Origin of the sequence: Neobacillus rhizosphaerae (assembly GCF_937468385.1) — a bacterium.
Classification (GTDB): Bacteria; Bacillota; Bacilli; order Bacillales; family Cytobacillaceae; genus Neobacillus; species Neobacillus rhizosphaerae.
Map to the genome: position 1 here is coordinate 1 of NZ_CALBWS010000038.1, position 11,685 is coordinate 11,685.

The 11,685-nt window shown below is 35.5% G+C and carries 13 protein-coding genes and 2 pseudogenes; 5 read left to right on the forward strand and 10 right to left on the reverse strand.

Translation table 11 applies throughout. The annotated features are described in order from the left end of the window. From M5A78_RS21285 to M5A78_RS21295, 3 genes and pseudogenes are all read right to left on the reverse strand, one after another. A partial coding sequence (locus M5A78_RS21285; protein ID WP_248737291.1) for a DJ-1/PfpI family protein occupies positions 1 to 453 on the reverse strand: 453 nt, incomplete at its 3' end. A 75-nt stretch (positions 454 to 528) separates the two neighbouring features. Next, a pseudogene (locus M5A78_RS21290) lies at positions 529 to 627 on the reverse strand (DNA-binding transcriptional regulator); the annotation flags it as partial. Positions 628 to 922: 295 nt separating this feature from the next. Further along, entirely contained in the window at positions 923 to 1,696 is a 774-nt protein-coding gene (locus M5A78_RS21295) for a sporulation protein (RefSeq protein ID WP_248737292.1), read from the reverse strand. A gap of 344 nt (positions 1,697 to 2,040) precedes the next feature. On the opposite strand from M5A78_RS21295, the gene M5A78_RS21300 reads away from it, so the two are divergent. Further along, positions 2,041 to 2,304 carry a hypothetical protein gene (locus M5A78_RS21300; protein ID WP_248737341.1) on the forward strand — a complete coding sequence of 88 codons (264 nt, stop codon included), beginning with the start codon at positions 2,041 to 2,043 and terminating at the stop codon, positions 2,302 to 2,304. A 208-nt stretch (positions 2,305 to 2,512) separates the two neighbouring features. Here the strand turns inward: M5A78_RS21300 and M5A78_RS21305 are convergent, their stop codons facing one another. The 3 genes from M5A78_RS21305 to M5A78_RS21315 form a co-directional block, all read right to left on the reverse strand. Next, complete coding sequence (locus M5A78_RS21305; RefSeq protein ID WP_248737293.1) at positions 2,513 to 3,655, reverse strand: C40 family peptidase; 1,143 nt, start codon at positions 3,653 to 3,655, stop codon at positions 2,513 to 2,515. A 484-nt stretch (positions 3,656 to 4,139) separates the two neighbouring features. Beyond that, complete coding sequence (locus tag M5A78_RS21310) at positions 4,140 to 4,535, reverse strand: VOC family protein (RefSeq protein ID WP_248737294.1); 396 nt, start codon at positions 4,533 to 4,535, stop codon at positions 4,140 to 4,142. A gap of 150 nt (positions 4,536 to 4,685) precedes the next feature. Further along, on the reverse strand, positions 4,686 to 5,255 hold the full coding sequence (locus M5A78_RS21315) for a TetR/AcrR family transcriptional regulator (RefSeq protein WP_248737295.1): 570 nt from the start codon (positions 5,253 to 5,255) through the stop codon (positions 4,686 to 4,688). Positions 5,256 to 5,449: 194 nt separating this feature from the next. On the opposite strand from M5A78_RS21315, the gene M5A78_RS21320 reads away from it, so the two are divergent. Both M5A78_RS21320 and M5A78_RS21325 read left to right on the forward strand, forming a co-directional pair. Next, the gene (locus M5A78_RS21320; RefSeq protein ID WP_248737296.1) at positions 5,450 to 6,931 is read left to right on the forward strand and encodes a DHA2 family efflux MFS transporter permease subunit; all 1,482 of its coding nucleotides are present in this window, start codon (positions 5,450 to 5,452) and stop codon (positions 6,929 to 6,931) included. A gap of 110 nt (positions 6,932 to 7,041) precedes the next feature. Continuing rightward, positions 7,042 to 7,131: pseudogene (locus M5A78_RS21325) on the forward strand (3-ketoacyl-ACP reductase); the annotation flags it as partial. 401 nt (positions 7,132 to 7,532) lie between these two features. Here the strand turns inward: M5A78_RS21325 and M5A78_RS21330 are convergent. Further along, positions 7,533 to 7,751 (reverse strand): hypothetical protein, encoded by a 219-nt coding sequence (locus M5A78_RS21330; RefSeq protein WP_248737297.1) that lies wholly within the window; start codon positions 7,749 to 7,751, stop codon positions 7,533 to 7,535. 183 nt (positions 7,752 to 7,934) lie between these two features. On the opposite strand from M5A78_RS21330, the gene M5A78_RS21335 reads away from it, so the two are divergent. After that, positions 7,935 to 8,774, forward strand: a complete 840-nt coding sequence (locus M5A78_RS21335) for a tyrosine-type recombinase/integrase (protein WP_248737298.1) — start codon at positions 7,935 to 7,937, stop codon at positions 8,772 to 8,774. Positions 8,775 to 8,921: 147 nt separating this feature from the next. On the opposite strand, the gene M5A78_RS21340 is transcribed toward M5A78_RS21335, so the two are convergent. Continuing rightward, positions 8,922 to 9,275 carry a hypothetical protein gene (locus tag M5A78_RS21340; protein ID WP_248737299.1) on the reverse strand — a complete coding sequence of 118 codons (354 nt, stop codon included), beginning with the start codon at positions 9,273 to 9,275 and terminating at the stop codon, positions 8,922 to 8,924. A gap of 491 nt (positions 9,276 to 9,766) precedes the next feature. After that, complete coding sequence (locus M5A78_RS21345; protein WP_205064102.1) at positions 9,767 to 10,105, reverse strand: winged helix-turn-helix transcriptional regulator; 339 nt, start codon at positions 10,103 to 10,105, stop codon at positions 9,767 to 9,769. Positions 10,106 to 10,209: 104 nt separating this feature from the next. Here M5A78_RS21345 and M5A78_RS21350 point away from each other — a divergent pair, with 104 nt between their 5' ends. Beyond that, the gene (locus tag M5A78_RS21350; protein WP_248737300.1) at positions 10,210 to 10,593 is read left to right on the forward strand and encodes a RidA family protein; all 384 of its coding nucleotides are present in this window, start codon (positions 10,210 to 10,212) and stop codon (positions 10,591 to 10,593) included. Positions 10,594 to 11,016: 423 nt separating this feature from the next. Here M5A78_RS21350 and M5A78_RS21355 read toward each other — a convergent pair whose 3' ends face one another. Beyond that, complete coding sequence (locus M5A78_RS21355; RefSeq protein ID WP_248737301.1) at positions 11,017 to 11,511, reverse strand: DinB family protein; 495 nt, start codon at positions 11,509 to 11,511, stop codon at positions 11,017 to 11,019. Between the last annotated feature and the right edge of the window lie 174 nt (positions 11,512 to 11,685).

Sequence of the window (11,685 nt, forward strand, 5' to 3'; positions counted from 1 at the left end):
TCCCATCTCATGAAATTTTTCTCCTTTATAATTAGGACAGACCATTTTAATATACTCTAAGTTATTGCTTGTATGCTTTCTAGAATCTAGGTATCCAATATTCGCTAATCCCTCAGTTGCACCACAAATTGCAGCAACAATAGTGCCAAGCTTTAAAGCTTCGCCAATTTTTTTCAAGATTGGTTGATGAATATCTTCTCCCCAAGTATTCCCTCCAGGTAAAACTAAAAGATCTTTACTCTCAAGAGTACACTCATCAAGGGAAATATCTGGTTTTATGCTCAGTCCTCCCATGGTAGTAATAATTTCTTTATTAGCCCCTACTGTAACTACTTTTAAAGGTGCTAAATCTTTTTTGAAATATCTTCCTGAGTTTAGTTCAGCAATTAAATATCCATATTCCCAGTCTGACATTGTATTAAATACATAAAGATAAACTTTTTTTGTTTGCATCCAATAACACTCCAATCACAATTGATATAGCCTATTATAATATAACTTCCCTGACAGCTAACGTCAGGGAAGTTATCATACTTGATGAAATTTTATTAATTCCGACAGAACTTCAATAACTTGAATAGATTTACTGTACGGTAAAAGTAAATAAGATACATATGTATGTATCATATAAGCGGAATCCTTAGAAGAGAATTTTATAGAAAATACTTTTAGAAAAGGGCAAAAAAAAAGCAACGAAAGATTCGTTGTTTTTACGTTCTTGCACCCGCTAGTTTAAGGGCAATTCTTCACAATTAAACTTAATCATTGTTTTAATCCGTTTTTTCTACCATAATTTAAACTTAAAATGTAAAAAGCTGACCCTTTGAAAAAGAGCATCTTAAGCATTCCTTATACGGCTTTTTATTCAAAGAATGTGACTACAAAAGGAAAGTCGTCATTTTATAAGGCTCCCTTTCTGAATTCAAATCATATTCCCGATGATAAATCCCGTTACGTAGGCTTTCTTGGTATTACCAATATTATGTTTATAAATGGCGAGCTCACTTGTAAACATCAAAGGATTTTTTAAAGCTTCATTGATAGCCTTATCTACTATTTCAGGAATATCCTCCACATTGATAGACGACGGTATAAAAAATTGATTGGATAGAACATCTGGACTTGGTAGTTCCGTTGTGAATTTCTGTAAACCCATTTTAACAAAAACCCCTTCTGAAATTTCAAAAAAGGACAAATCAATTTCAGTACCCGCGTATTCATGCACTAAACGAAAAGATTGTCCGCTTTCCGTAATTAAATTGTCCTCCTGAAAAAAACCTAATGTTTCAGTGGCTTTTAGAATCTGGCTGCTTGAAGGAGGTAAAAGAACGGTAATCTCGTCACGATTAGAAGCATTCTTTCCTAAGTCTATATCCAGTTTAGTAGAAAGGTGATATTCTACATTATTAGTACTTACGGGAATATTTCTTGGCAATATCAACTCGAAAGGAACTTCCCTGTAGCTTTTAGACTGAATGAATAAACATCGGTCTTCTTCTAAAGAATAATTAATCAGAGGTGTGATTTTGGGAATCTTGTCCTTAATTACTCTGACATGCAAAATGCTTTCTAAGCTGTTTATATTTTTATCACGGGATCCTCCTTTGATTAAAAGTTTGCCAGTCATGGTTTCTCCTGGAATATACTCTTTCTTATCTAATTTCAAGTCTACTTTTACTGATTCTAATCCGAACATTGAATATTCACCTCTTTTTATTTTCAATTTAAAAGACTGAGAGCTTATGTATTCAAACTGTTTGTAAAATTATTAGGAAATTCGATTTTATATTCATATTACCTTATTTAAGAGCCCCTCTACAAAGGAGAATTTTATTTAAAATCATATGTCATTCATTTCATATTTAGCTTCTTTTCCTAATTGTTATTTCTATTTTTCTAATCCAAGTTGCTTCTTAGAGTAAATCCCCCTTTAGCATCCCTGTAGATCGTTATTTTTCAACTTATTAAAAATAGAGCTCCTCAGTAAGATATGAGTATAGACACCACTCTAACTCAAAAGCTTAAGGAGGAACCCCTACTGTGAAGTTTAAAATGCAAGACAAACAAAATCAACTAATAGAAAGGATTTTTGATAAGCACCTCGTTGTCGGTGTGGACATTGCTTGTCAAAGAAGGGAAATGTTTTTTGATATATGCTGGAAAAGGAGGAAAATCCTATCGATCAATAGGGAGGAAATTTTTCTAAATAATTTAGTAGACAAGGAAGAACAAATCAAGTACCTTTTAAGGAATCAATTAACAGAATCAAATTGCATGCAGATGGAGTCCGAGAATCTTTTTTAGGTTCTCGAACCCTCTGCCAATTATTTAATCAATTCTATCAACGAACAGCACTCCACATGTCCAGAGTGTATGTGGCAACACATGGGATGTTGCTGGGTATTTATATTTAGAATTGCAAAGCTTGAAATATATATGTTTTGCAAAAAATAATTATCTTTTTTCTACATGGTCTTTCACTATATAAGTATCACTTCAAAAATTGCCATCCTTAATGTAATACTCTAGCAGCACTAGTAAAAGCAGATGGATTATACGGAGCAATTTTCACAACATCACCCGTTTGTGGGGCATGTATATATTGCCCACCTCCAATATAAATACCAACATGATAGGCAGGGGAACCCCTGAATACTAAATCTCCTGGCTGTACTTGACTCGGAGAAATTCTAGTTCCAACATTTTGCTGGTCTCGTGACACTCTCGGTAGATTAATACCAACAGAACGATAAACGTATGAAGTGAATCCCGAACAATCAAATCCGCTTGGCGTAGTTCCACCCCAAACGTAAGGAACGCCCAAATATTGTTTAGCAGTTGCAATGATAGTACTTACCGCATCAGCGTTGGTTATATTAGGTACCTTAGCCGATGGTGTTGATTTTGAAGCGTTGTTTACTGAAGATTGTTGTTGAGATCGTTGTTGGGATAATAGGATTTGTTGTTGAGCCTGCTGTCGGGCTAACTGAGCCTGCCGCTCTGCCTCTTGTTGAGCTAGTTGATCTTGTTGGTTTTGTAATTTGTTATTTGCATCAGCTAATTCTTTTTCAACTTCATTTTTATCTTCTTCAATCTTTTTTTGTTCAGAAGCTAATTCATCCTGGCTCTTTTTTAATTTGTCGAATTCATTATGTAATTTTTGCTCTGCATCTATTAACACTTGTTCTTTTTCATTTAAACCCTTCAGTAAGTCTGTGTCACTTTCCATAATTTGCGAAATAGCAGTAAAACGATTTAAAAACTCAGAAATGTCATTAGACGAAAGCAAAAGTTCTGCGTAGGTGACAATTGACTGTTTTCCCTCTAACTGAATGCTTTTTAGTCGTTCTGAATAGACCTTTTTGTGAGAGTCTAAGTCCTTTTTGGCTTTTTCAATTTCAACCTTGCTTTCTTTAATTTTTCCTTGTTGTGTTTTTATTTGATCGTTTAGTGTTTGACTTTTCTCCATTGCTAAGCTGATTCGGTTATCTAATTGTTGAATTTTTGTTTCAAAGTCATTGATTTGTCCTTTTGTCGCATCGATTTGTCCTTTTGTCACTGATGATTCTACTGGACTTGCAAAAGTAGGTGTTGCTTGAATCATTGTGGCGAGGACGGCAGCCGATACCGAATATTTTAATAATTTCCTTATCATCACAAAATCTCCTTTTGTAACCTATCATTATTTCAGATTCCTAATATACTACCAGTTTATATTCCAAATGGACTAAAAACAATGAAACTGTCGGTAATGTAATATAATTGTAATTTAATGTAGAAAAATCTGATAAAAAATCGACTCTTGCACTCTACTTGTAGAAAAATGATTGAGACTGGGTGGGAATTCATATAAATTTACTCCTTATTACTTAAACCTGTATTGTTAAGATAGACAAAAAAAAGAAACAGGACATCATCCCATTCCAAATTTAACATATTAAATTACCTCTCCATGTACAAAGAAGGTGACTCCAAATGGTAAGTTTTCCTTAGCAAAAAGAAATTATTGTAATTCCTTCATTTACTGATTGACTCGGCTTTGAAAAACTCTCAAAGTCGATTCATCATTTTTAATGAACTGAGAAACGGATATCTATTTGGGGCAACTATATGCCTTCGGATTAACGTAATGTGAAAATCTATTTGGCGTTGACATCTGGTTGATGAATTCCAAATATATTTCCTTCGGTATCAATATAGTATCCCTGCCACGCCATTCCAGGCAGGGCGTACTTGGGCAATGAGACCTTGCCTCCATTCTCAATAATTTTAGTTTCAGTTGTATCGTAATCTTCCACTCCCATTGTACAAGCATATGCATTTAAACTCTGATTGGGTTCTGGCGGCGCACTTTGACGTTGCATCAAAGCACCATTGATGCCAAGTTCACTTTCATTGCCAGTCACTGCTCCAAAGTAAGGCATTCCTGCATAATCACTCCAATCTTGAAATGACCATCCGAATACCTCTCCATAAAACTTCTTTGCCCGATCCATGTCATCTACATGAATTTCGAAATGAACTATTCTTCCCATGCTTACCTCCAATTCCCTCTAGCAAAAAAAAAAGCACTTTCCTAAATCTATGATGAAGGTTGCTTTTCTTCTTGAGCTATAGTCTCATATATTACCTCTATATTATAGGAAGTATATGGAAACATATTCAATTTCTATAAAAATATATTTTTAATTGGACATCAGAATTATCTGGTTTGCTAAGTAGCTTGGACTATATGGTGTCCCTTCTTGTAACCACCATAATATGATGCCAAGTGTCGAGGAAGCAATTATTTCATTGGGCACCTGAAACGACCGTCCTCTCTCTTTTCTATCTTCAGCCCAAAAAGTGACGATTTCTAACAAGATACCGAAAACTCTTTTGTGAAAATCCTTGTTCTCCAGCATCACATTGTAGAGGCCCGCATTTCGATAAAAATGCTCTAGAAAAGAGATAAGCCGGGTCCGAGGTGCTGGGTATCCTTTTTTAATTGACTGATTATCCTCGGATGGAGACTTCATAGTTTTATTCAACTCGTCAAGAACTTCATCAATCATTTGCTCCATTAGATCATCAATATCTTGATAATGTAAGTAGAAAGTCGCACGGTTTAATTCGGCTCGATCAGCAATATTTTGAACAGTCAATTTGCTTTTATCGTAGTTTTCCTGGATCAATGAAATGATTGCGTCTTTAAACATTCTCTTTGTACGTTTAATTCGAGGATCTACCTTCATCTTCTCGTTGTTAGACATCATATCCACCCTTCGTCTATAATTTATTATTTTTACGACACATATTCAATAAATCGTCAATTAGTATACATTAATCTAAAAAGTGTAAATGGCTATTTTCACTATTCTTATGTTAACATATACTTTATTGACACGTTATCAATTAAACAACTTAATGTCAATTAAATAACCAACGAGAAAGGAACGTGTAATAGATCATGGATCAACCTAATAAACAAGTTAAAAAAGGGATCCTTCTATTCGTCTTACTCTTGGGCTCATTTCTTTCAGTCCTGAATCAGACGATATTAAATGTTGCTTTACCAGATTTGATGAAGCAATTTGAGGTTTCTGCTGCAACAGTTCAATGGCTGTCAACTGGCTTTATGCTGGTGAATGGTATTTTAATTCCGGTGACTGCCTTTTTAATGAAACGATTTTCCACTCGGCAACTTTTCATCAGCTCAATGGTTCTATTGTTAGTGGGTACTTTCATAAACGCCATTGCACCGAGCTTCGCTTTTTTATTAACTGGTCGACTGATTCAAGCTGCAGGAGCCGGTATAATTATGCCTCTATTAATGATGGTTGTCCTTGTGGTGTTTCCTGAGGAAAACCGTGGAACTGCCATGGGATTAATTGGGCTTGTGATGATCTTCGCACCAGCAATCGGCCCTACTTTGGCAGGAATCATTATCGAACATTTCTCATGGCGATGGATATTTATCGGTATGTTACCACTTGTTTCCATCGTAATCGCGTTATCGCTAAAATACCTCGTAAATGTTTCAGAGACATCCAAAGCGAAAGCTGACATCATCGGTGTATTTCTCTCTACCTTAGGGTTCGGTGGTATGCTTTATGGGTTTAGCAGTGCGGGTACAAACGGCTGGGGAAGCCCGCTGGTATTATCTTGTTTAATTGGCGGTGTTATCTTCATTATACTCTTCTGCTGGCGCCAGCTTACTTCCATTGATCCTATGCTGGATCTACGTGTCTTCAAGGACAGGATGTTCACGATGACGGCGATCATTAATATTTTGGTAACGATGGTGATGTATGCAGATTTGATTTTACTTCCTATCTATTTGCAGTCAAGTAGAGGATACACAGTGCTTGACACGGGCTTACTATTGCTGCCGGGTGCACTATTAAATGCTTTGATGTCACCTATAACTGGTCGTTTATTCGATAAAGTCGGTGCAAAGCCACTAGCTCTGATAGGTCTTATCTTTATTATCCCTTCAATATGGGGAGTGACCAATTTGAGCGAAACGACAAGTTTTACCTATTTGATGATTAGGACCATAACCTTACGCATTGGTATGAGTTTCCTAACGATGCCTATCAATGCTGCCGGACTGAATGCACTACCGAAGCACCTAAATGCTCACGGTTCAGCCGTAACTAACACAGTTCGCCAAGTAGCTGGTGCGATTGGAACTGCACTGGTTGTAACGATTATGACAACTAGCACAACTAATCATGCTGCTAAGTTGATCCAATCTGGCGAAGTGCTATCCAAAGCTCAACTTGTGAAGGAATCTTCTATACTTGGTACAAGTGATGCTTACTTTTTTATCGCAATTTTAGCTATCATAGCATTCATTGTGACTCTATTCATGCCCAATAGAAAGGTAGTATCGAAGCAAGAGAGAACAACAGCTGAGAGGCAAAACTATAAAAGTCCAGCTGAATAACGTAGACAACAAAACAAAGATTTAGAAAAACATCATACTATGTCTGTTTGTATAAAGGTGTTCTGTTAATGTATGTTTTACACCCACAAAACTTAGAATAATAATTTACACAAGTTGCTCTATTTTTAGTTTATGATGAATCTTGCTTTGTGAACGGAACAGTCATCGTAGCCGATGGTGGCTGGACTGCGGCATTTTAATAATAACTTTCATTGGCCAATGGGGATTTTAATTGAATAAATACAAAAATAAAACCAATGCTCAGAGTAATAATTTCTCTGAGCATTTTTACTTGTTATTAGTATGCAGTTTACGGTGCCTATATCAAAATCAACTGCTTTACAAACAATTTGTCTTTTGAAAAAAAAGTCCTTTACTAACTCTCCGTTAAATCCAATCCCAATCAACCTTTAAAATTATAACAATAAAATTAAAGTTCTTTACTGATTGTAATAACTGTGATAAAGAAGATGAACGAATTTGTAAAAAAGTCATTTACTACAATTCCAAATTTATCCACTTCCGAAAATCAGTCCACTCATGAATAGACTGAACTTCAACTAAAATGACCCGTTAGTTTAATAAGAACCATCTTCATATGTCAAGGAATCTCCTTGTGTTTACCTCTTCCTGTCCTTCCGTGATGGTAGCCTATAACGTAGAAAACAAGTCCAAAGACACCAAAAACAACATCCTCAGAAACACCTATCTCTCCAAGCAACAAACAAATACAAATAATGATTACAACAACAATTATCGATATAATAGTAATTTTATTCTTTACTCTATTGGATTTTTTTTTATTTTTTGGTTTCGCCATACTCCTTCACCCCTCTCTTTGAGTATACGAGTGCTTAGTATAAATATCCCCTTTTATAATAAGGAAAAGTTCTTTGTTTCTAGATACAACTAACCTGCCAGATAGTTCAATATCCCAACGTTTCCATTTCTATAATCAAGGCAATAATTCCTCTAATATAACCAATTTTAGGAGGGATTTATTTTGTTGTTATCAAAAGCCTGGGAACTTTACGCATCGGATAAAAGGATTGAAGGGTTCTCTCAACAGACATTAAAAGCATATAGACTCCAATCTAAGTTACTCATTCAACACTTTAACGATGTGAGTATTGAATCGGTGACAACAGTTCAATTGAAAGTATACTTAGCAAAATCCAGTGAACACTTAAAGCCTTCAAGTTTAGCTCATCGAATTCGATTCATTAAATCGATATTTCGTTGGTCACACGAAGAAGGGCATATACAAAAAAATCCAGCTGCAAAAATCAAAGAACCTAAACAAGGGAAACGAATTCCAAAATTCTTAACAGAGAGGAAAATTGAGCATTTAAGGGAAGCGTGTTTTACTCCAATGGAAAAGGCGTTATTTGAGTTTATGTTTTCCACGGGTTGTAGAATCGGTGAAATTGTTTCTCTCGACAAGAATTGCATTAATTGGTCAAATCGCTCTGCCATTGTCCTTGGAAAGGGGGATAAAGAAAGGGAGGTCTATTTTAATATACGTTGTGAAATTTGGCTGAAACGATACTTAGATCTTCGTCAGAATAAAGACCCAGCTATTTTCGTCACTGAACGGCACCCACATAAAATAAGTATTGCTCAGATGAGGTACATCATAAAACGAATATCAAGTCGTGCAGGGATCAACAAAGAAATCCACCCACACCAACTACGCCACAGCTATGCCACACACCTATTGAACAACGGAGCTCCCATTGATGTTATTCAAAGTTTACTAGGGCACAAAAAAAGCGAGACCACTAGGATTTATGCTCAGTTAAGTGGAAGTCTTAGAAGAGAATTTTATAGAAAATATTTTTAGAAATGGAGTGAAAAAAGCAACGGATTTTTTCCGCTGCCTTTTTTCACTATTGCCCCCGATAGTTTAAGTACAAAATTTCACAATCTTTCTTGTAGAATAAGAAAAAGGCGACCTTCCTCTTGAAGAATCGCACTCCGTTAATTTAAATTAGATTTTTTCTTTTTTTTCCAGCTTAGCACTTAACTGATTAAAGTAATCGACTGAATCAGGTGAAAATTGCTTGGCTAAAGTAGTTCCTTTTTGTATTGATTTTGTAGCTTTTTCAAATAAATTTGCTTTGATTTGAGCATCTGCAAGTGTATACCAGTAAAACCACGCATCCATCTTTGATATTTTATCTTTGTAAAATTTTTCAATAACAGGATAGTATTCAGAATATAATTTTTCATCAAGAATTAATTTTTGAACATTCCATTTAAGAACATCCACATTACAAGCATCGGCAATAAACCATTGCCAAACAGCTATTCCAACAGTTTTATTGCTTATCAGCTCAATCATATGGTAATGGACATTTGCTATCTTAACTAATGAATTATTATTCCATTTAAAAATCTCAAGTTTGTTCCCTGCCGCCGCACCAATTGATACACCAAATAGATACTCTTTAATACCATCTCCAGTAATATCAGCAAAACCTAAATATTTTTTTCATCAATAATCCCCTTTATAAACCAATATTAGAGATTATTGTTCCCCTATGTCTGCTGGTTTTAAATAAAGTTTGATTAAAAATATCGAATGAAGCTGCATTTTACGGCAAATTAAAAGAATCCATTTTGAAAAAAGATTGATCAAAATGAAATAATTGCATTTTGTGAAGTATGAGATTTTTATAAAATAGTTTGATCATTTCAATGAGCCATATTCCACAAACGCCTCTGTCATGAACAAAGAATTAAAACCACTGTTTTCTAATTGCTCTCGTAAAAAAACTTCCGCGGTTTTGGAACGGATGATGCTATTAATTTCATCAGCTATACAGAAGGAACTTAATTATTGCGGTTTTTTACTCCCCACTCACATAACTGTTCCAAAACAGGTAATAGAGTTTCTGCTTTATGTGTGAGACTGTACTCAACTTTAGGGGGAATTTGAGGATACTCTTTCCGTCTAACAATCCCATCTGCTTCCAATTCTTTAAGTTGTGAACTCAATGTTTTAAAAGTAATAGCTCCTATTTTTCTTTTCAAATCATTAAAGCGAACTGGTTGGTTTTCTGCTAGGAGGTAAATAATAAGCATTTTCCATTTACCACCAATCACTGATATTGTATAACCAAAAGGTGTCTCTTGAATATTACCCTTTTCTTTATAGTCAGCCATACTCATATTTACACTATCCTTTCTGGTAGTACCTATCAAAAAAGTGCGTACTATTTTTTTGTTTGCGTTCATTTTATACTGACATTACTTTGAAGTAAAGGAGAGAAAAAATGACTAATGTTAAAACCTACGATCACGGTCTTTGGGATCACGGTATTACCCAAGGTTACAGCGTCAACGGCACTATCTACATTTCGGGGCAATTTTCCCACGATATGGAGGGTGCGTTCATTGGCGAGGGCGATATCGAAGCACAGACCCGACAGACGCTTGAAAATCTCGATCGCGTACTGGAGGGATTTGGTGTCACGAAGTCCAACCTCGCTTATATGGATATCTATTTAACAAATGCGCAAGAGCATTTCGAACCAGTCCTCCGGCTGTTCAAGGAATACGTGGGACAACATCGGCCGGCCGGCAGCCTCATCGGCGTGACTTACTTGGCATCCCCAGAGCAACTGATCGAAATCAGCGCCGTCGCTCACACCGACTAAGTAAACTACATTTTAAAATCAAAGTAATCATGTCAAGTTCAATTCTTTAGGTGATTATTGAAGTAAGCTGGGAAAATTAAAAAGGGGAAACAACTTGATTGAACTGAACCCCGAATATTGGACACTTTTAGAAAAAGTGGACCTATTCGGGGTTCTTGTGTTTTTTGAAAGGCTATATCCCGATTCTAACGAATTTCCCGCTGTGTGATAATCACTTTTTGCAAAATTATAAACGTCGCAACTTTATTTTAAACTTCGTATCTTTTTTATAAACATCGTAACTTTATTTCAATCCTACAATGTCACCTCGTATATCAGAAACCACTGTTCAACTAAACTCCTTTTAGTTCAATAACAAAAAAGGCCACCAAATTAGCAGCTGGATGTTTAACTCTTACAAGTAGGCACTAGTGCAACTTTTATTTATTTATCTACTCCTGCATCTATTTTCCAGCTATTTTGCAACTTCCGGATATAAATGATCTGACCAATGTGATATGCGTTATGAGTTGACACATTTCCCAGTATTGCCCACCATTTCACGTGTCCAGGATAACCATTAACTTCTCTCTCAACTTTTTCTTCAGATAATAACTCTTGCCAACGTATAAGCACCTCTAATAGTTGTTTTTTTAAGTCAGCAAAAGTATGATTTTCAGGAATAATAAAGCTGTTATTATTATTTCCTATTGAAGGCACAGCATCAACGTGAGATTTTTGGTACCTTGTTTGCCATGTTTGATTCCAATATAGTAAATGCTGCACAATTTCAGCAATACTATTACTTTCTTCGTTTGGCTTCCAAAATGCATGTTCCTCAGACAATCTTTCTACTGAATCTGAAAATGGTAGATACCAACTTGGGTCATTAGCATTTGCCAACAACTGATCCGATAAAACATCTTTTGCATGAACCATAACAAACACTCCTAATTTTTATTTACTGTTTTTTCTAAATCTTCATACAATGTTACCTTATTATATTCTACATAGTATATTGATTGTCCTGTTCTTTTTAAGCTAACCTCCAGCTAGTTTAAGTACAAAACTTCACAATTTCAGGATTCTCCCTAGCCTAGATTGCTGAATAAC